The organism is Streptomyces solicavernae, from assembly GCF_029968095.1.
In the GTDB taxonomy this organism is placed as follows: domain Bacteria; phylum Actinomycetota; class Actinomycetes; order Streptomycetales; family Streptomycetaceae; genus Streptomyces; species Streptomyces solicavernae.
The window spans coordinates 47,259-65,247 of sequence record NZ_JASCIR010000002.1; the positions used below are offsets into that span (position 1 = coordinate 47,259).

The 17,989-nt window shown below is 72.5% G+C and carries 17 protein-coding genes; 10 read left to right on the plus strand and 7 right to left on the minus strand.

Annotated features, from left to right (window positions below; translation table 11 throughout):
• Nucleotides 1-184 precede the first annotated feature (184 nt).
• A complete protein-coding gene (locus QIS99_RS02700; protein WP_282509997.1) occupies nucleotides 185-1,060 on the minus strand; it encodes a (2Fe-2S)-binding protein in 876 nt (291 codons plus the stop codon).
• Nucleotides 1,061-1,223: 163 nt separating this feature from the next.
• Between QIS99_RS02700 and QIS99_RS02705 the strand changes: the two genes are divergently transcribed.
• A complete protein-coding gene (locus QIS99_RS02705) occupies nucleotides 1,224-1,949 on the plus strand; it encodes a GntR family transcriptional regulator (RefSeq protein ID WP_282509999.1) in 726 nt (241 codons plus the stop codon).
• A 19-nt stretch (nucleotides 1,950-1,968) separates the two neighbouring features.
• On the opposite strand, the gene QIS99_RS02710 is transcribed toward QIS99_RS02705, so the two are convergent.
• The 3 genes from QIS99_RS02710 to QIS99_RS02720 form a co-directional block, all read right to left on the minus strand.
• Nucleotides 1,969-2,739, minus strand: coding sequence for an SDR family NAD(P)-dependent oxidoreductase (locus tag QIS99_RS02710; RefSeq protein ID WP_282510001.1), 771 nt, complete (start codon nucleotides 2,737-2,739; stop codon nucleotides 1,969-1,971).
• Nucleotides 2,740-2,782: 43 nt separating this feature from the next.
• Nucleotides 2,783-3,610 carry a hypothetical protein gene (locus QIS99_RS02715; protein WP_408909467.1) on the minus strand — a complete coding sequence of 276 codons (828 nt, stop codon included), beginning with the start codon at nucleotides 3,608-3,610 and terminating at the stop codon, nucleotides 2,783-2,785.
• Between the two features lie 723 nt (nucleotides 3,611-4,333).
• Nucleotides 4,334-6,079, minus strand: a complete 1,746-nt coding sequence (locus QIS99_RS02720) for a PucR family transcriptional regulator (protein ID WP_282510007.1) — start codon at nucleotides 6,077-6,079, stop codon at nucleotides 4,334-4,336.
• Between the two features lie 306 nt (nucleotides 6,080-6,385).
• Here QIS99_RS02720 and QIS99_RS02725 point away from each other — a divergent pair, with 306 nt between their 5' ends.
• The 5 genes from QIS99_RS02725 to QIS99_RS02745 all read left to right on the plus strand — a co-directional run bounded on the left by QIS99_RS02725 (nucleotide 6,386) and on the right by QIS99_RS02745 (nucleotide 13,222).
• Nucleotides 6,386-7,282, plus strand: coding sequence for an FAD binding domain-containing protein (locus tag QIS99_RS02725; protein ID WP_282510008.1), 897 nt, complete (start codon nucleotides 6,386-6,388; stop codon nucleotides 7,280-7,282).
• A 2-nt stretch (nucleotides 7,283-7,284) separates the two neighbouring features.
• A complete protein-coding gene (locus QIS99_RS02730; protein WP_282510009.1) occupies nucleotides 7,285-7,881 on the plus strand; it encodes a (2Fe-2S)-binding protein in 597 nt (198 codons plus the stop codon).
• A gap of 2 nt (nucleotides 7,882-7,883) precedes the next feature.
• On the plus strand, nucleotides 7,884-10,280 hold the full coding sequence (locus QIS99_RS02735) for a xanthine dehydrogenase family protein molybdopterin-binding subunit (RefSeq protein WP_282510011.1): 2,397 nt from the start codon (nucleotides 7,884-7,886) through the stop codon (nucleotides 10,278-10,280).
• Between the two features lie 291 nt (nucleotides 10,281-10,571).
• Nucleotides 10,572-12,005, plus strand: coding sequence for an NCS2 family permease (locus tag QIS99_RS02740; RefSeq protein ID WP_282510013.1), 1,434 nt, complete (start codon nucleotides 10,572-10,574; stop codon nucleotides 12,003-12,005).
• Nucleotides 12,006-12,070: 65 nt separating this feature from the next.
• Nucleotides 12,071-13,222, plus strand: coding sequence for an XdhC family protein (locus tag QIS99_RS02745; RefSeq protein WP_282510014.1), 1,152 nt, complete (start codon nucleotides 12,071-12,073; stop codon nucleotides 13,220-13,222).
• 51 nt (nucleotides 13,223-13,273) lie between these two features.
• Here the strand turns inward: QIS99_RS02745 and QIS99_RS02750 are convergent, their stop codons facing one another.
• Complete coding sequence (locus QIS99_RS02750) at nucleotides 13,274-13,627, minus strand: DoxX family protein (RefSeq protein WP_282510016.1); 354 nt, start codon at nucleotides 13,625-13,627, stop codon at nucleotides 13,274-13,276.
• A gap of 100 nt (nucleotides 13,628-13,727) precedes the next feature.
• Between QIS99_RS02750 and QIS99_RS02755 the strand changes: the two genes are divergently transcribed.
• Nucleotides 13,728-14,678, plus strand: coding sequence for a LysR family transcriptional regulator (locus tag QIS99_RS02755; RefSeq protein WP_282510017.1), 951 nt, complete (start codon nucleotides 13,728-13,730; stop codon nucleotides 14,676-14,678).
• Between the two features lie 3 nt (nucleotides 14,679-14,681).
• The gene (locus tag QIS99_RS02760; protein WP_282510018.1) at nucleotides 14,682-15,572 is read left to right on the plus strand and encodes a universal stress protein; all 891 of its coding nucleotides are present in this window, start codon (nucleotides 14,682-14,684) and stop codon (nucleotides 15,570-15,572) included.
• Here the strand turns inward: QIS99_RS02760 and QIS99_RS02765 are convergent.
• Complete coding sequence (locus tag QIS99_RS02765) at nucleotides 15,553-15,750, minus strand: DUF397 domain-containing protein (protein ID WP_282510020.1); 198 nt, start codon at nucleotides 15,748-15,750, stop codon at nucleotides 15,553-15,555. The genes QIS99_RS02760 and QIS99_RS02765 overlap by 20 nt on opposite strands.
• Nucleotides 15,747-16,604: a helix-turn-helix domain-containing protein gene (locus QIS99_RS02770; protein WP_282510022.1), complete on the minus strand. Its 858-nt coding sequence runs from the start codon at nucleotides 16,602-16,604 to the stop codon at nucleotides 15,747-15,749. Before QIS99_RS02770 ends, QIS99_RS02765 begins: the two co-directional genes overlap by 4 nt.
• Before the next feature lie 102 nt (nucleotides 16,605-16,706).
• On the opposite strand from QIS99_RS02770, the gene QIS99_RS02775 reads away from it, so the two are divergent.
• Together QIS99_RS02775 and QIS99_RS02780 are read left to right on the plus strand one after the other, a co-directional pair.
• A complete protein-coding gene (locus QIS99_RS02775; protein ID WP_282510024.1) occupies nucleotides 16,707-17,126 on the plus strand; it encodes an ATP-binding protein in 420 nt (139 codons plus the stop codon).
• Nucleotides 17,127-17,274: 148 nt separating this feature from the next.
• Complete coding sequence (locus QIS99_RS02780) at nucleotides 17,275-17,961, plus strand: peptidoglycan-binding domain-containing protein (RefSeq protein WP_282510026.1); 687 nt, start codon at nucleotides 17,275-17,277, stop codon at nucleotides 17,959-17,961.
• The last annotated feature ends 28 nt before the right edge of the window (nucleotides 17,962-17,989 follow it).

A 17,989-nucleotide genomic window follows, 5' to 3' on the forward strand; every position in this document is an offset into this window, starting at 1 on the left:
GTGGGGGTGGGTGACGGGCGGGCTAGTCGGGCGCCATATTGGCTCAACCGGAATGTCGCCCAGGCGCTTTCGGCGCAAGAGGGGGAAATGAGGCCGCGGCACGGCGCGGATGGGGGACACGTCCTCGAACTGGCCGTCGAGAGTGCCGAGTCGGGTTCGAACGGCGCTACCCCTGGGGGGTGGTTCAGCGGGCGGCCGCCGCGGTCAGCCGCCGCACGCGCTGCGCGTCGCAGGTGCGCGGGCAGGTGACGCAGGTGTCCTCGGGGCGCAGCGTGTAGAAGAGGCAGCAGCTCGCCCGGTCCCGGGTGGGCAGCGCCTCGCCGTTCGGCCCGGTCAGCTCGCGGAACGCGGCCGCGCCCACGTACGGCTTCGTGGTGCCGGGCAGCAGCTGCTCCAGGTCCGCCATGGCGCGGTGCTCCTCGCCGAGGAGGTGGGCCACGTACCAGAGGCCCTCGACGATCTCGTCCGTCGCCATGCCCCACAGGGCGCGCGGCCCGCGCCGCATCCGCGGGCGGAAGCCCTCCAGGACCGGGCCCAGGTGCTCGGCGACGGCCGCCCGCACCTCGCCGCGCAGCGCCTCCTCGTCGGGCACGACCCGGGCGCCCGGCGTGTCCGCGGCCGGGTCGTCCGGCAGGCAGGCGAACTCCGTGACGCGTACGGCCATGCGGCCGAGGGAGCGCTGGAAGGTGACGTTCGCCACGGGGAACCGCGGCACCCGGCGCAGCAGGAACCACGGCACGGTGATCAGCAGGCAGGCCGGCCACGCGTACCGGTGCAGCCCGAAGCTGGCGATCACATCGGGGCGGGCCTGCTGCTCGTAGTCCCGCAGGATCTGCGCGTTGTCCCACGCGAGGAACGCGTCAAGGTCGGCCCCGCCGTCCGCGAGCCGGGCGGCGGGGACCCAGCCGCCGTCCTGCGGGGCCTGCTCGTCCGCCCTCAGCTCCTGGAACCGCAGCCCGGGGAAGACCTCCGTGAGGCGGGCGTACGCCTCCGCGACGGGCGAGGCGGCCGGACGTACGGCCGGCCGTGCGGCGCCGGGGGCCAGGGCGGGCAGGAGCATGCGGGACCACCGATTTCTAGCGATCGTTTGCAGGTAAGCCTTACCTTACCCGACCGATCGGAGGTTTGAACTGGAGCCCCGCCCGCATAGGGTCCCTGTCTGGCGCCCCGACCCGGCGCCCCGACCCGTACCCCGCGCCGAGACCGCACCGAGGAGGACCCGAGTGGAGCAGGCCGGACCGCGGCCCACCGGCCGACCCCCGGTGCCGCACGGACGCGTCCCGGAGCAGGCGCGCGGCGAAGACACCCGTACGGGGACCCCGCGGCAGGTGCGGCGGCACTCGGTGCGCGGCCAGATCCTGGAGGCGCTGCGGGCCGCCCTGGTGAGCGGCGAACTGGTGCCCGGCGAGGTCTACTCGGCACCGGCGCTCGGCGAGCGGTTCGGGGTCTCGGCGACCCCGGTGCGCGAGGCGATGCAGCGGCTCGCGCACGAGGGTGCCGTCGAGGTGGTGCCCAACCGGGGCTTCCGGGTCGCCGAGCGCAGCCCGCGCGAGCTGGCCGAACTCGCCGAGATCCGGGCCCTGTTGGAGGTGCCGGTGATGCTGCGGCTCGCCCGTACGCAACCCCCGGAGCGCTGGGCCGAGTTGCGGCCGCTCGCCGAGCGGACCTCGGCCGCGGCGGCGCGCGGCGACCTCGCGGCGTACGTCGACGCGGACCGCGCCTTCCACCACGCGATCCTCGCCCTCGCCGGGAACCGGCAGCTCCTCCTGATCGCCGACGACCTGCACCGCCGCTCGCAGTGGCCCCCGGCCTCCGGCCCCGTGCACCGCCGCCGGGCCGACCTCGTGGCCGACGCGGCGGAACACACCGCGCTCCTCGACGCCCTGGTGGCCCAGGATCTCGCGGTGGTGGGCGCGTTGGTACGGGAGCACTTCACGCAGGCGGAGTGATCCTGCCGTCCGCCCCGGCTCAGTGGACGGAGAACCCGCCGTCCACGAACAGCGTCTGGCCCTGCACATAGCGGGCCGCGTCGCTCGCCAGGAACAGCGCGGCCCCGGCGCAGTCCTCGGGCTCCCCGTTGCGCCCCGCCATGGTGCGGGCGGCCATCTCCCAGGCCCGGCCCGGGACCGAGAACGCGGGCTCGCTCAGCGGCGTGCGGATGAACCCCGGCGCGAGGGCGTTCACGCACACCCCGTACGGGGCCCAGGCCTCCGCCTGGGAACGGGTCAGGCCGCAGATCGCCGCCTTGGAGACGCCGTACGCGCCGCTGTCGCCGAAGGCGCGGATCGACTGCTGCGAGGCGAGGTGCACGATCCGGCCCCAGCCCCGCTCGGCCATCTTCGGCCCGAAGCGCTGCCCGAGCAGGAACGGGGCGTCCACGTTGACCGCCATGGTGAAGTCCCAGTCCCGCTCGCTCAGTTCACCGAGCGGCGGCCGCAGGTTGACTCCGGCCGAGGTGACGAGGATGTCGGGTTCCCCGTACGCCTCGGCCACGCGGTCGGCGGCGGCCCGCAGGGCGGTGCGGTCCGCGAGGTCGGCGGCCACCCAGCTCGCCCTGCCGCCGAGGGAGTCGAGGTGGTCCGCCGTCTCCTTCAGGGGCTCTTCGCGGCGGGCGAGCAGCACGACATGCGCTCCGGCGCCCGCCAGCGCGCCGGCGATCGCCCGGCCGATGCCGGAACTGCCGCCCGTGACGAGGGCGGTGCGCCCGGCGAGGCCGAAGTGTTGTTCCAGGTAGTCCATGCGGCGAGTCTGCCGGGCCCGCCTGTTCCCGCGTCGTCCCGTCTCACGCCGCGGGCGCGGGCGGGGCGAGTTGGGCCGCCAGCCAGGTCGGTACGTTGCCGAGGAGCCGGAAGAGCCGGGCGGCCTCGGCGCGCAGCCGGGCCGCCTCCGGCTCCGACTCGGCCTCGGCGAGCGAGCTGAGCGCGGGTGCCGTGCCGACCAGGAAGCCCAGTTCCTCCCGGATCCGCAGCGACTCCGCGAAACCGTGCCGGGCCTCGGTCAACTCGCCGTCGCGCAGGGCGAGTCCGGCCAGATGGCGCCAGGTGGACGAGAGCAGCAGGCGGTCGCCGTGCGCGGTGGCGCCGGCGTGCGCGCGGCGGTAGGCGGCGCGGGCGGCCTGCGGTGAGTCGGCGAGGTGTTCGGCGATCAGGCCCCGCCGGTAGTCGAGCAGGGGGCGGGCGGCGGCGCCCGGGGCGATCAGGGCGGCGGCGCGGCCGAGGGCGGCGCGGGCCTCGTCGGAGCGGTCGCGGACGCCCAGGACCGTTGCGGCGTACGCGAGTTGGCCGCGCTCGCAGGCGGCGGCGCCGCGTTCGTCGTCGGTGCCTGCGAGGGCTTCGGCGGCGCGCAGGGCGTCCTCGGCGTCGCTCCAGCCCTGCTCGGTGAAGAGGCAGCGCTCGACGAGGAGTGCGGTGCGCTGGAGTGCGGCGGGTGGGCTGTCGTCGGGCTCCAGGAGGGCCGCGGCGTCGGTCCAGCAGCCCCGGGAGCGCAGCCGCCACACCGCGTTCTGGACCGCTTCGGCGCGGGCGCCCGGGGCGGGGCCGTGTGGTGTGGGGCCGCTGCGGCTGTCGCTGCCGCTCGGTGCGGGTGTGGACACGGGACCAGAATCAGACATGGCGGTGTCCGCCACATTCCCCTCCCCGGAGCGCGTCATTGAGCTGTGGCGTGCATCTCAGCATGGAATCCTGCGGGGCGCCAAGGGGGTGGGTGAAGGAATTCACAAACGGGTTGCTTCCGTCATGCGGAAAGTAGCCCTCGTCCAGCCTCGACCTGCCCCCCAACCTGGGGCTCCGCCCCAGACCTCTTTCGCCCTTGCGGCTTGCGTTCCCGGGGCTTCGCCTCGGACTCTGTTCGCCCTTGCGGGTTGAGTTCCCGGGGCTTTGCCTCGGGCTCCGTTCGCGGCTGCGGCTTGAGTTCCCGGGGCTTCGGCCCGGGCTCCGTTTGCCCGCGGGCTTGAGTTCCCGGGGCTTCGCCTCGGGCTCCGTTTGCCCTTGCGGCTTGAATTATCAGGGCTTCGGCCCGGATCCCGTTCGCTCCTGCGGCTCCAGTTCCCGGGGCTTCGCCCCGGTCCTGGACGCCCTGCGGGCCTGTTTTTTCTCCCCGCCCCGCCCCTTCCCGAAAGCTTGCAGCGGCTTTGGGGCTGCGCCCCCCGGCCCCGCTGTGTTTTGGGTGCTGCGCCGTCGTGGCTGGTCGCGCAGTTCCCCGCGCCCCTGTTGGGGCTCCCCGCGCCCCTGTTGGGGCCCGGCTCGCGGTGTGAGCCTGGCGGGGTCCGTCAATTGCCTGCGTGATTCAGCCGGGAAGGGGCGGGGTGGGGAAAAGGCAGCCGCACCCCCAAGCCTCAGCTCATCCGCAGCGCCAGGAAGAAGTCCAGCTTGTCCTCCAGGCGGGACAGGTCGCGGCCCGTCAGCTGCTCGATGCGGCCGACCCGGTAACGCAACGTGTTGACGTGGAGATGCAGGCGGCTCGCGCAGCGCGTCCAGGAGCCGTCGCTGTCGAGGAACGCCTCCAGGGTCGGGACGAGCTCCGCGCGGTGGCGGCGGTCGTAGTCCCTCAGGGGGTCCAGGAGGCGGGCCGTGAACGCCCGGCGTACGTCGTCCGGGACGAAGGGAAGCAGCAGGACGTGGGACGCCAGCTCCTGGTGGCCGGCCGCGCAGACCCGCCCGGGCCGTGCCGCCGCGACCCGGCGGGCGTGCCGGGCCTCCTCCAGTGCGCCCCGCAGCCCCTCCGCCGAGTGCACGGACGCGCTGACCCCGAGCGTGAGCCGCCCGTCGCCGTCGAGGCCGCCGGAGAGCGGGTCGCGGACCGTGTCGAGGAGGGCGTCCGCGAGCAGCCCGGGCTCCTCGCCTTCGTGGTCGGCGGCGACCGCCGGGAGCGGTACGAGCGCGATCGCCTCGTCCCCGGTGTGCGCGACGGCGATCCGGTCGGAGGGCTCCGGGCCGGACGCCAGCGGGTCGACCAGGATCTCCTCCAGGAGCGACTGGGCGACCGGGCCGCCCTCGATGTCCCCGCCGTCCCACTCGACCCGGGCCACCACGACCTGCCAGTGCGGGGCCGCGCCCAGGCCGGGCAGCAGCACGGGCGCCGCGACCCGCAGCCGGGCGGCGATCTCCGCGGGGGCCGCGCCCGTCTGGACCAGCTCCAGGACCTCCTGGGCGAGCCGGCGGCGCACCGTACGGGCCGCGTCGCGGCGGTCGCGCTCGACGGCGATCAGCTGGGTGACGCCCTGGAGGAGGTCCAGGCGCTCCTCCGGCCAGTCGCCCGCGTCCGCCTCGACGGCGAGGAACCAGTCGGACAGCACCGTCTCGCGTACGTCACGCGCCGGCGCCGGCGCCGTACCCGAACCCGTACCGCGGCCGCTGCTGCGGATCGGGAAGAGCGAGTACGTCGCTCCGCCGGACGCGTCACCCGGCCGCCGCCCCTCACCGACGCCCTTCGGACCGCCCCCTCCGATCGTCACCCGGTGCGGACCCCTGCGGCCCGTACGGGAAGCCGTGAGGTGTTCGGCGGCCAGCGCGGCGCAGACCGGCGCCGGCAGCACGGCGCCCGCGCCGGCGGAGCCCGCGATGGGCCGGCCGGTGGGGGAGAGCACCCAGGCCCGCAGGTCCAGGTCGGTGCCGAGCAGGTCCAGGACCACGTCCGGGCCGCCGCCCGCCGGGCCCGAGGTCATCAGGCGGCGGTGCCGGTCGACGACCGCGGCCAGGTCGCCCGCGCGCTCGCCGGAGACCTGGCGGACCACGTGCTCGGTGATCGTGGCGAAGGCGACCCGCTCGTTGACCGCGAAGAGCGGCAGCCGGTGCCGGGCGCAGGCGTCGACCAAGTCCTCCGGGACCGCGCCCAGTTCGGCCTCGCCCGCGGCCACCGCCGCGACGCCCGCCTGGGCCAGGATGCGTACGAACTTCTCCGAGTCGGCCGCGTCGTTGCGCCAGGCCAGGCCCGTGAGCACCAGTTCGCCGCCGGAGAGGTAGCGGCTGGGGTCGCGGAGGTCGGTGGTCATGACGCCCCGGACCGTGCGGTCCAGTTCGTCCTCGCCGCCGAGCAGCCGCAGCCCCAGCACGTCGGTTTCAAGGAGTGCGCGCAGCCGCATGCGTTCGCCGCCGATCCTGTCTCGAACTTGTCGTTGATCTTGAGCAGGGTGTCAGCTGGAATCTGTCGGGATTGCCGACCCCCGGCTTTCATACGAATCTACAAGATGGGCCGGGCCACCAGCCAACTCCTTCATGGTTTCGGTGACTGACCCTGGGACGCAGTAGAGCGGTGTACTAGCGCCATTCCGCGTTAACAGCACATGAACGAGTCAGCCGAGCACCAGGGTCGATGGGCCCGAGGCCCGCACAGAACGACCCGTTACGAAGACTCGCACCACGACCCGATACGAAGAAGAGAGCCGCTCATGGACTTCCTTCGCCCCGCCGGCTGGGAGGAGGCGCTCGCCGCCAAGGCCGAGCACCCCACAGCCGTGCCGATTGCGGGTGGCACCGACGTGATGGTCGAGATCAACTTCGATCACCGTCGCCCCGAGTACCTCCTGGACCTCAACCGCGTCACCGAGCTCCAGGACTGGCACGTGGGGGAGGAGACCGTCCAGCTCGGCGCCTCCGTTCCGTACACCAAGATCATGGAGAATCTGCGGGCCGAGCTGCCCGGCCTCGCGCTGGCCTCGCACACCGTAGCCTCCCCGCAGATCCGCAACCGCGGCGGCGTCGGCGGCAACCTCGGCACCGCCTCGCCCGCCGGTGACGCGCACCCCGCGCTGCTCGCCGCCGACTGCGAGGTCGAGGTCGAGTCGCAGGCCCGCGGCAGCCGGCTCATCCCGATCGACGCGTTCTTCACGGGCGTGAAGCGCAACGCCCTGGAGGCCGACGAGCTGATCAAGTCGGTGCACATCAAGAAGGCCGACGGACCGCAGCAGTACTCCAAGGTGGGCACCCGGAACGCCATGGTCATCGCCGTGTGCGCCTTCGGCATCGCCCTGCACCCCGAGACCCGCACGGTCCGCACCGGCATCGGTTCCGCCGCCCCGACCCCGATCCGGGCGAAGGCGGCCGAGGAGTTCCTGAACGCCGCGCTGGAAGAGGGCGGCTTCTGGGACAACGGAAAGATCATCACCCCGTCGGTCGCGAAGCAGTTCGCCGAGCTCTGCTCCGGCGCCGCCAACCCGATCGACGACGTCCGCGGCACCGCGAGCTATCGCAAGCACGCCGTGGGCATCATGGCCCGCCGCACGCTCGGCTGGACCTGGGAGTCGTACCGCAGCGGCAAGGGCCGTGGCGCGGAAGGAGTTGCGTGACGATGCGCGTCAATTTCACGGTCAACGGCCGTCAGCAGGAAGCCGACGACGTGTGGGAGGGCGAGTCCCTGCTGTACGTGTTGCGCGAGCGCATGGGCCTGCCGGGCTCGAAGAACGCCTGTGAGCAGGGCGAGTGCGGTTCCTGCACGGTCCGTCTCGACGGCGTGCCGGTCTGTTCCTGCCTGGTCGCCGCCGGTCAGGCCGAGGGCCGCGAGGTCGTCACGGTCGAGGGCCTCGCCGACTTCGCCAAGCAGCGCGCCGAGCACGGCGGCTGCGCCACCGGAGCCTGCGGTTCCGAGAGCGGTACGACCCTCCAGGACGCCCAGCAGTGGCGGGCCAAGGGAACCGACTCGCAGACCGGCGAGGGCGGCGAACTCTCCCCCGTCCAGCAGGCGTTCATCGACGCGGGCGCCGTCCAGTGCGGCTTCTGCACCCCCGGACTCCTGGTCGCGGCCGACGAGCTCCTGGAGCGCAACGACTCGCCGTCCGACGCGGACATCCGCGAGGCGCTCTCCGGCAACCTCTGCCGCTGCACCGGATACGAGAAGATCCTGGACGCGGTCCGCCTCGCGGCCGCCCGCCAGGGAGAGGCGGTCTGACCATGGCTGGCACCAAGACCACCACGACCGGTGCGCCCACCGACGTCACCCAGAAGCACAACAAGGGCGGCATCGGCGAGTCCACCCTCCGGCCCGACGGCACCCTCAAGGTCACCGGCGAGTTCGCGTACTCCTCGGACATGTGGCACGAGGACATGCTCTGGGGCCAGACGCTGCGCTCCACCGTCGCGCACGCCGAGATCGTCTCCATCGACACCTCCGAAGCGCTCGCCATGGCCGGCGTCCACGCGGTCCTGACGTACGACGACCTCCCGGCCGAGATGAAGAACTACGGCCTTGAGATCCAGGACACCCCGGTCCTCGCGCACGGCAAGGTCCGCCACCACGGCGAGCCCGTCGCCCTGGTCGCCGCCGACCACCCGGAGACCGCGCGCCGCGCCGCCGCGAAGATCCACATCGAGTACAAGGAGCTGCCCGTCATCACCGACGAGGCGTCGGCTCTGGCGGAAGACGCCGTCCTCGTCCACGAGGGCCGCGACGACGAGTACATCGAGTGGGTCTCGCACCCGAACATCGTCCACAACCAGCCGATCATCCGCGGCAACGCCGAAGAGGCCGCCAAGAAGGCCGACTTCGTCGTCAAGGGCGAGTACACCTTCGGCATGCAGGACCAGGCCTTCCTCGGCCCGGAGTCCGGCCTCGCCGTGCCCGCCGAGGACGGCGGCGTCGACCTCTACGTCGCCACCCAGTGGCTGCACTCCGACCTGGAGCAGATCGCCCCGGTCCTCGGCCTGCCCGAGGAGAAGGTGCGCATGACGCTCTCCGGCGTCGGCGGCGCCTTCGGCGGGCGCGAGGACATCTCGATGCAGATCCACGCCTGCCTGCTCGCGCTGCGCACCGGCAAGCCGGTGAAGATCGTCTACAACCGCTTCGAGTCCTTCTTCGGCCACGTCCACCGCCACCCGGCGAAGCTGCAGTACGAGCACGGCGCCACCAAGGACGGCAAGCTCACGCACATGAAGTGCCGCATCGTCCTGGACGGCGGCGCCTACGCCTCGGCCTCCCCGGCGGTCGTCGGCAACGCCTCGTCCCTGTCGGCCGGCCCGTACGTGATCGACGACGTCGAGATCGAGGCCCTCGCCCTCTACACCAACAACCCGCCCTGCGGCGCGATGCGCGGCTTCGGCGCCGTCCAGGCGTGCTTCGCCTACGAGGCCCAGATGGACAAGCTCGCCGACAAGGTGGGCATGGACCGGGTCGAGTTCCGCCGGCTCAACGCCATGGAGCAGGGCACCCTCCTGCCGACCGGCCAGTCGGTCGACTCGCCCGCCCCGGTCGCCGAGATCCTGCGCCGCGTCAAGGCCCGCCCGCTGCCGCCCGAGCGCCAGTGGGAGGTCGCCGACGGCGACGCCGACGTACGCGAACTGCCCGGCGGACTCTCCAACACCACCCACGGCGAAGGCGTCGTACGCGGTGTCGGCTACGCGGTCGGCATCAAGAACGTCGGCTTCTCCGAGGGCTTCGACGACTACTCCACCGCCAAGGTGCGCATGGAGGTCATCAACGGCGAGCCCGTCGCCACCGTGCACACCGCGATGGCGGAGGTCGGCCAGGGCGGCATCACCGTGCACGCCCAGATCGCCCGCACCGAACTCGGCGTCCAGCAGGTCACCATCCACCCCGCCGACACCCAGGTGGGCTCGGCCGGCTCGACCTCCGCGTCCCGCCAGACGTACGTCACCGGCGGCGCCGTGAAGAACTCCTGCGAGCTGGTCCGCGAGAAGGTCCTGGAGATCGGCCGGCGCAAGTACGGCTCGTACCACCCGGCGTGGGCGACCGCCGAACTCCTCCTGGAGGGCGGCAAGGTCGTCACCGACGGCGGCGAGGCCCTCGCCGACCTGGCCGAACTCCTCGAAGGCGAGACCGTCGAGATCGAGGCCGAGTGGCGGCACCGCCCGACCGTCGCCTTCGACAAGCGGACCGGCCAGGGAAACGGACACGTCCAGTACTCGTTCGCCGCGCACCGCGCCGTCGTCGAGGTGGACACCGAGCTCGGCCTGGTCAAGGTCATCGAACTGGCCACCGCCCAGGACGTCGGCAAGGCCCTCAACCCGCTCTCCGTCGTCGGCCAGATCCAGGGTGGCACCACTCAGGGCCTGGGCGTCGCGGTGATGGAGGAGATCATCGTCGACCCCAAGACCGCGAAGGTGCGCAACCCGTCCTTCACGGACTACCTGATCCCGACCATCCTCGACACGCCGACCATCCCCGTCGACTACCTCGAACTGGCCGACCCCCACGCCCCCTACGGACTCCGTGGCATGGGCGAGGCCCCGACCCTCTCCTCGACTCCGGCCGTCCTCGCGGCGATCCGGAACGCGACGGGTCTGGAGCTGAACAAGACGCCGGTGCGCCCCGAGCACCTCACCGGCACGTGACCGGCACACGGGCACCGCGGCTCTTCCGAGGCCGCGGTGAGCCGGGCTGGTCACGAAAGCAGGCAGTACGTCACAGCTGACGCCGCCGAGCGTCCGCGAGGCGATGCGCCTGTGCAGCAAAGCCGCAAGTCGCAAGTGATCTGAGGTCCGGGGGAGGCGGCTCCCCCCGGTTCCCCCGGGCCTCCTCGTTCGTCTCGGGCCGTCCCCCGGGTCGTGCAGCCAAGCAACATCCCAAATTCCGTCGCGCACCGACGCGCGCGGATGCCCCTGTGAACCTTGGGAGAAGGCCCCATGACCCAGTCGTCAGTGGAGCCCAAGACGGTCGCGGAGGACGCGGGCAACGGCTCGCGTGTCCCCGCCGGCAGGTCTTGGCTCGACCGGTACTTCCACATATCCAGCCGAGGATCGACGGTCGCGCGTGAGGTGCGCGGCGGCATCACCACCTTCATGGCGATGGCCTACATCCTCCTGCTCAACCCGCTGCTGCTCGGCGGTGAGGACGCGCTCGGCAACAAGATGAGCCAGCCCGCGCTGATCACCGCCACCGCTCTGGCAGCCGCGGTGACCACCCTGGCGATGGGTTTCATCGGCAAGGTCCCGCTGGCGCTCGCCGCGGGTCTCAGCGTCTCGGGCGTACTGTCCACGCAGGTCGCCCCCGACATGACCTGGCCGCAGGCCATGGGCATGTGTGTGGTCTACGGCGTCGTGATCATGCTTCTGGTCGCCACCGGCGTACGAGAGATCATCATGAACGCGATCCCGTTGCCGCTGAAGCACGGCATCACCATGGGCATCGGCCTGTTCATCGCGATGATCGGCTTCGTGAACGCCGGCTTCGTGGGCAAGGGAGCGCCCGTCACCCTCGGCGTGGAGGGGCACCTGAGCGGCTGGCCGGTCGCCCTGTTCGCCTTCACCCTGATCCTCATCTTCATGCTGCAGTCCCGGAAGGTGCCCGGAGCGATCCTCCTCGGCATCGTCGTGGGCACCGTGATCTCCGTCCTGGCCACCTCCACCGGCCTGATCTCCGAGAAGGAGTGGGGCGGCAAGGCGCCCGTCCTGCACGGCAGCCCCGTCTCCATGCCGGACTTCGGGCTCTTCGGCTCCATCGAGTTCGGCGGCTGGGACGAGCTCGGCGCCACCACCGTCGGCATGATCGTCTTCACGCTCGTGCTGGCCGGCTTCTTCGACGCGATGGCCACCATCATCGCCGTCGGCCAGGAGGCCAAGCTCGCCGACGAACGCGGCAAGATGCCCGGCCTCAACAAGGCCCTGTTCATCGACGGCGCCGGCGGCGCGGTCGGCGGTGTGGCCGGTGCCTCCGGTCAGACCGTGTTCATCGAGTCGGCGTCCGGCGTCGGCGAGGGCGCCCGTACCGGCCTCTCCGCCACCGTCACCGGCATGTTCTTCGCCGCCTGCCTGTTCTTCACGCCGCTCACCCAGCTCGTGCCGAACCAGGTGGCCTCGGCCGCGCTCGTCGTGATCGGCGCGATGATGCTGCAGAACGCCCGCCACGTGGACTGGACCGACTGGTCCGTCGCGGCCCCGGTGTTCCTCACCGTCGTCCTGATGCCGTTCACGTACACCATCACCGCCGGTGTCGGCTGCGGCGTCATCGCCTACTGCGCGATCAAGCTCGCGCAGGGCAAGTGGCGCGATCCGAGCATCTTCATGTGGATCCTGTCGGCCGTGTTCATCTTCTATTTCGCCACCGGTTCCGGGCACTAGCGCCCACACTCGCGGGACGCCCTTTTCGCCCCCGCCCCACGTATCGTTTTCTGAAGGAGGCCGACATGCTGGACATCGCCGAGGAGCTGAACCGGTGGGTCGAGCAGGGACGTGACTTCGCGATCGCCACCGTCGTGGCGGTCAGCGGCAGCGGTCCCCGTCAGCCCGGTGCCGCACTCGCCGTGGACGGCGAGGGCACCGCCATCGGATCGGTATCGGGCGGGTGCGTCGAGGGCGCCGTGTACGAGCTGTGCCGGCAGGCGCTCCAGGACGGCGAGACCGTCCTCGAACGCTTCGGCTACAGCGACGAGGACGCCTTCGCCGTCGGCCTGACCTGCGGCGGAATCATCGACATCCTCGTCACCCCGGTACCCGCGGACGCTCCGGGACGGGGAGTGTTCGCGGCCGCGCTGGCCGCCGCCGCCTCCGGTGAGGCGGCGGCGGTCGCGCGGGTCACCGACGGCCCGTCCGACCTCCTCGGCCGCGCCCTCCTCGTCCGCCCCGACGGGACGTACGAGGGCGGCCTCGGCGGCCACCCCGAGCTTGACCGCACCTCCGCCGCCGAAGCGGTCGCCCTGCTGGACGCGGGCCGCACCGGCACCGTCGAGATAGGCGAGGACGGCAGCCGCTGCGGCCGCCCCCTGACCCTGCTCGTCGAGTCCTCCGTGCCCGCACCCCGGATGATCGTCTTCGGCGCGATCGACTTCGCGTCCGCGCTCGTCCGCATCGGCAAGTACCTCGGCTACCACGTCACCGTCTGCGACGCCCGCCCGGTCTTCGCGACCCGCACCCGCTTCCCCGAGGCCGACGACCTCGTGGTGGAGTGGCCGCACAAGTACCTGGAGCGCACCGACGTCGACGGCCGCACGGTCCTCTGTGTCCTCACCCACGACGCCAAGTTCGACGTGCCGCTCCTCGAACTCGCGCTGCGCCTGCCCGTCGCGTACGTCGGCGCGATGGGCTCCCGCCGCACCCACGAGGACCGCAACCGCCGCCTGCGCGAAGTCGGCGTCACCGAGCTTGAGCTGGCCCGCCTGCGCTCCCCGATCGGCCTCGACCTCGGGGCCCGTACGCCCGAGGAGACGGCCCTGTCGATCGCCGCGGAGATCGTGGCGAACCGGCGCGGCGGCAGCGGGGTGTCCCTGACCGGCGCCCACACCCCGATCCACCACGACGGCCCGCAGGCCCCCGCGGGCCGCCTCGGCTCCGTCGCCTGACCTCTCTACGCGGCCCCTTTACGCGGCGCCTTTACGCGTTTACGCGGCCCTTTACGCGGCCGCCACCCCCAGCCACAGCGCGGCCGCCGACAGCGCCAGGAACCCCGCCGGCGCCCAGATCGTGCTGAACACCCGCGCCCGCAGATGCGTCAGCACGGCCCCGACGAAGAACACCACAAGCCCCGCGGCCGCCGCGACCCCCAGCCACCGCCACCCCGCGAGCCCCAGGAAAAGCCCGACCGTGGCCGCCACCTTCGGCACGCCGAGCGGCGCGACCCAGGAGCGCGGGACGTCCACGGCCGAGGAGGTCGCGAGCACGGCGGGCGCCTCACGCAGATCGAGCACCCCGATCGCCCCGACGACGACGGCGGTGAACACGGTGACGACGACATACGCGACAAACATGGCGCGATCCTTCCGGCTCGGTGGACCTGAGCGGCCCGTCTTCCGACCCTCGCCCCGCCCCCGCCTGGCCGTCCAATACCTGCATCCATAACCTGACGGCATGGATGTCGACTCGCGTCTGCTGCGCTCCTTCGCCGCCGTGGCCGAGGAGGGCAACCTCACCCGCGCCGCCGAGCGCCTCTTCGTCTCCCAGCCCGCCCTGACCAAGCAGATCAGGCAGCTGGAGCAGCTGCTCGGCGTCCGGCTCTTCACCCGCTCCCGCGCCGGAATGGCCCTCACCGGCCCCGGCCGCGCCCTCGCCGCCCGCACCCCCGCCGTCCTCGCCGCCGTCGACACCGCCGTACGGGAGACCCGCAGCGCCGGGCGGGCCCAGGCGCGGGTGCTGCGCGTCGGGTTCCTCGCCAGCGCCGCCAACGAGGCCACGCAGGACATCGTCGCGGAGTTCGGCCGCCGCCGCCCCGGCACCCGGGTCGAGCTGCGCCAGGCCGCCTGGTCCAACCCGACCGCCGGGCTCGCCGACGGCGACGTGGACGCGGCGCTGCTGCGGCTGCCGTTCCCCGGCCAGGACACGTACCGCGTCGAGACCCTGCTCACCGAGGACCGGGTGGCCGTGCTCCCGGCCACGCACCCCCTGGCGGACCGGGCGCGCCTCGACTTCGCCGAGCTCTGGGACGAGCCGTTCATCGCCGCCCCGCCGACGACCGGTTCCTTCCGCGACTACTGGCTGGCGGTCGAGGCCCGCCCCGCCGACCGGCCGGTGCGGATCGGCGCGGTCACCGACCAGCCCGACGAATGGCTCAGCGCCATCGCCAACGGCTACGGCATCGCCCTCGCCCCCGCCTCGGCGGCCCGCTTCTACGCCCGGCCCGGTGTGACCTACGTCCCGGTGGACGGCGTCGCCCCGACCTCGGTGGGGGTCGCGTGGGCGCCCGCGGACGACGGCAATCCGGTGGTCGGCGACTTCGTCCGCAGCTGCCTGGACGTGGTGGGCGCCGCCCCCACGTCGGGACCTTCGGCCCTGCCGCCCGAGGGCCACGGGCCGCAGGCTTGAAGAATGAGTACGAGCGCTCCGGTCCTGGCCGCAGTCGACGGCTCCGAACCCAGCCTCAAGGCCCTGACCTGGGCCATTGACGCGGCTCTCGGCCATGGCACGGAGGTGGTGGCCGCCCACGTCCGCGCGGGCCGCGGCGCCGCGCCGGCGGACGGCACCGATCCGGTACGGGCCAAGGTGGAGGCGACGGTCGCGGCGTACGGGGACCAGGCGCCGCCCGTGCGGTACGTGGAGGCCGACGGCCACCCCGCGGCCGCGCTCGGCGAACTCGCGCAGAAGGCCGGCCTGCTCGTCCTCGGCTCCCGTGGCCTCGGCGGGTTCGCGGCGCTGCTGCTCGGCTCCACGGGCCGCAAGTGCGCCGCGCAGGCCCCGTGCCCGGTGGTGGTCGTCCCGCACGAGTCCCGTACGGCGGAGGCCGCCGCGCAGCCCGGTCCGCCCGGACGGGTCGTCCTCGGCCTGGACCCGGAGGAGACGGCCGACGAGGTCATCGAGTTCGCGTTCGCCGCGGCGGCCCGGCGGGGCGTGGAACTCCAGGTGGTCTCCACGTACCGGGTGCCGCTGCGGGCCCTGACGACGATGGGCGACCTGGTCCCCGGCGACGCGGCGGACGCGCGCAGGGCGGGCCTCGCCCTGACGGCGGGCCAGCGCGAACGCCTCACCGCGTTCGCGGAGCGCTACCCGAAGGTCGCCGTCGACCCGGTCGTCGCCCCCGCGGACCCGGCCGGCCGCCTGGTCACGGCCTCCCGCACGGCCGGTCTCCTGGTGGTGGGCCGCCACCGCCGCCGCCTCACCACGGACACGCTCCTCATGGGCTCGGTCGCCAACGCGGTGCTGTTGCATGCGCATTGCGCGGTGGCGGTGGTGCCGGGGCGCGTCAGCGAGTGGCGTACGTGAGGAACGCCGACCAGGCGTCGGGGGTGGTGGTGAGGTGGGGGAGGGTGGGGTTCTTGGAGTCGCGGATATGGATCAAGTCCCTTGAGTTTCCTTGGGCTTGGGCGAGTTCGAGGCAGTCGCCGCCCCCACCGTCGCTGTAGCTCGACTTGAACCAGGCGAGTTGTTCGGTGGAGGTCATAGCTTCTCCAGCTTCCTCTCGATCAGCTCCAAGGACTTCAGTGGCGTCAGCGCCGCCGCCCTCATGATCCCATAGCGCTCGGCGAGTACTCGGGCCTCGGCGGGATCGGAGATCAGGCGGGGGTGCTCCTGAATCTCGGTGTAACCAACCTGGTGATGCTGCCCTTTGGGCACCAGTAGGTTGAACGACCCGCCCAGGTTGGGGTGGGCTTCGCAGGCCGTCGGCATCACCTGTAGCTCGACGTTGCGCATGGAGCTGATGTCCATGATGTGCCGCAACTGCGTTTCGTGCACGCTCAGTCCGCCGACAGGCCGGTCCAGAAGGGCTTCCTCCAAGACATAGCTGATGACCGGTGCGGGCTGTCGAGTGAAGAGCTTCTGTCGGTCCAGGCGGTCGGCGATGCGCTTGTCGATCGTCAACTCATCGAGGAGCGGCCGACGGTGCCGGAACACCGCCTCCGCATGCCCAGCAGTCTGCAGCAGCCCATGCAGTGCCGAGCTGCAGTAGTGATGCAGCTCCACGGCCTCCGACTCCAGCTGCGCATGCCCCCGATACCACTCCGGATGCCGAGTCCGCGCCCGCGCCAGCGCCGCCTTCACCTCCGGGATCGCCGCCGTCAGGATCCCGCCCGCGTCCAGCGCGACCTCCGCCAGTTCCAGGAACCGCGGCTGCGGAATCCGTACGTTGCGCTCGATCGCCGACACCAGGTCCAGGCTCACGTGCGTGGCCGTCGCCAGTTCGCGTTGGCCCATGCCGCGGGCCTCGCGCAGGACTTTGATCTGTTTGCCCAGCGTGGCGAAGAGATGATTCGTGCCGTCCGCCTGCGCGGGCCGCTCCGGCCGTTGTTCGTGCATGTCCGTACCACCCGTACACCCAGCGGAGCGGACCCGTACGGCTACGCTCCGTCGTCCAGTCGTCACTGGTCAGCGTAGGAGCAAACGGCCACGCTCGGTGACATGAAAGCTCAAATCCCCAGCCCTGACCTGAAGTTCAGGCAGATGCTCAGCGCGACCCCCCGAGGTGCGCGGCTCGCGCGCCGGCTCGCTTGCTGCCAACTCGAAGAGTGGGGTTTCCCACACGGCGGCGAGACCTCCCGCGCGGCCGCGTCGATCGTGGCCGAGCTGGCCGTGAACGCCGTCACGCACGGCCGCGTGTCCGGGCGGGACTTCGCGCTCACCCTGCTGTTGCGGGGCGAACTCCTGCGTATCGAGGTCGCGGACGCGTGTGCGGAGCGGCGGCCGGAGGCGGGGCGCGCGGGTGGGTTCGGGCTGCGGATCGTGGCCGCGCTCGCGGATTCCTGGGGCGTACGTGACCGCCGGATCGGGAAGATCGTTTGGGCTGAAGTGTCGGGATTGAAGAGGTCGGAGGAGGAATGAGGGGGGTGGGCAGACGGGGCCACGGTCTGCATAATCGGTGGCCGCTTCATGGAAGGTGTGTGGACGAACGGTGAGTGGACAGAGCTGCCCCGGATGCGGAACCGCGTTTCTGCCGGACTTCAGGCCCGGCTGTGACTGTGCCCGGCGGGTGCGCGAGGAGCTGCCCGAGCGCCCTGAGGCCGACCCCGTCTTCGGGCACGTCGCCCCGCCCGACGCCGACGCCGACGACACTCGGCCGACGCAGGAAATCCTCCGGCTCTTCGACCAGCAGCCGAGTGAACTCCCCTACCAGGCAACGGAGTTGAGCCGTTCCGACCGCCCCGGCACCTCCGGCAAGGGCCGGTGGTACGGGCCGCTCGCCGGGGCCGCCGCCCTCGTCGCGGTGACCGTCGGCGTGGCCGGTGGGTACATCCCCGGCGGCGGCAGCGAACCGGGCGCCGAAGCGGGCCCCGCCGACACCGTCCAGGTCACCGATCCGGCCACCTCCGCCTCGCCCACCCCCACAACCCGCGAGTCCCGGCGCGCGAACCGCAGCTCGGAGCGCCCCACGAGCCCGGCGGCCACGCCCACGACGCCGCAGACCGGCACCAGTACCGGCACCAGCACCAGCACCGGCACCCTCCGTCGCGGCGACAGCGGCGAACAGGTCGTCGAGCTTCAACTCCGGCTCCGGCAGCTGCAGTTGCTCGTCGCCCCCGCCAACGGCACGTACGGCCCGGCCACCGAGGCGGCCGTGACCCGCTTCCAGCAGGCCCGCAACATCGGCGAGGAGCCCGGTGCGTACGGCCCGAAGACCCGCGCGGCGGTCGAGGCGGAGACCTCCGGACCGGAGTGAACGGACCCGGGGGCGACCGACCGGAATC

Coding starts and splice junctions, on each gene's coding strand:
- QIS99_RS02765 (WP_282510020.1), bottom strand. CDS start 15,750: ATGACCTCCACCGAACAACTCGCCTGGTTCAAGTCGAGCTACAGCGAC.
- QIS99_RS02725 (WP_282510008.1), top strand. CDS start 6,386: ATGGACTTCCTTCGCCCCGCCGGCTGGGAGGAGGCGCTCGCCGCCAAG.
- QIS99_RS02700 (WP_282509997.1), bottom strand. CDS start 1,060: ATGCTCCTGCCCGCCCTGGCCCCCGGCGCCGCACGGCCGGCCGTACGT.
- QIS99_RS02710 (WP_282510001.1), bottom strand. CDS start 2,739: ATGGACTACCTGGAACAACACTTCGGCCTCGCCGGGCGCACCGCCCTC.
- QIS99_RS02755 (WP_282510017.1), top strand. CDS start 13,728: ATGGATGTCGACTCGCGTCTGCTGCGCTCCTTCGCCGCCGTGGCCGAG.
- QIS99_RS02750 (WP_282510016.1), bottom strand. CDS start 13,627: ATGTTTGTCGCGTATGTCGTCGTCACCGTGTTCACCGCCGTCGTCGTC.
- QIS99_RS02740 (WP_282510013.1), top strand. CDS start 10,572: ATGACCCAGTCGTCAGTGGAGCCCAAGACGGTCGCGGAGGACGCGGGC.
- QIS99_RS02775 (WP_282510024.1), top strand. CDS start 16,707: ATGAAAGCTCAAATCCCCAGCCCTGACCTGAAGTTCAGGCAGATGCTC.
- QIS99_RS02735 (WP_282510011.1), top strand. CDS start 7,884: ATGGCTGGCACCAAGACCACCACGACCGGTGCGCCCACCGACGTCACC.
- QIS99_RS02720 (WP_282510007.1), bottom strand. CDS start 6,079: ATGCGGCTGCGCGCACTCCTTGAAACCGACGTGCTGGGGCTGCGGCTG.
- QIS99_RS02770 (WP_282510022.1), bottom strand. CDS start 16,604: ATGCACGAACAACGGCCGGAGCGGCCCGCGCAGGCGGACGGCACGAAT.
- QIS99_RS02745 (WP_282510014.1), top strand. CDS start 12,071: ATGCTGGACATCGCCGAGGAGCTGAACCGGTGGGTCGAGCAGGGACGT.
- QIS99_RS02760 (WP_282510018.1), top strand. CDS start 14,682: ATGAGTACGAGCGCTCCGGTCCTGGCCGCAGTCGACGGCTCCGAACCC.
- QIS99_RS02715 (WP_408909467.1), bottom strand. CDS start 3,610: ATGTCTGATTCTGGTCCCGTGTCCACACCCGCACCGAGCGGCAGCGAC.
- QIS99_RS02730 (WP_282510009.1), top strand. CDS start 7,285: ATGCGCGTCAATTTCACGGTCAACGGCCGTCAGCAGGAAGCCGACGAC.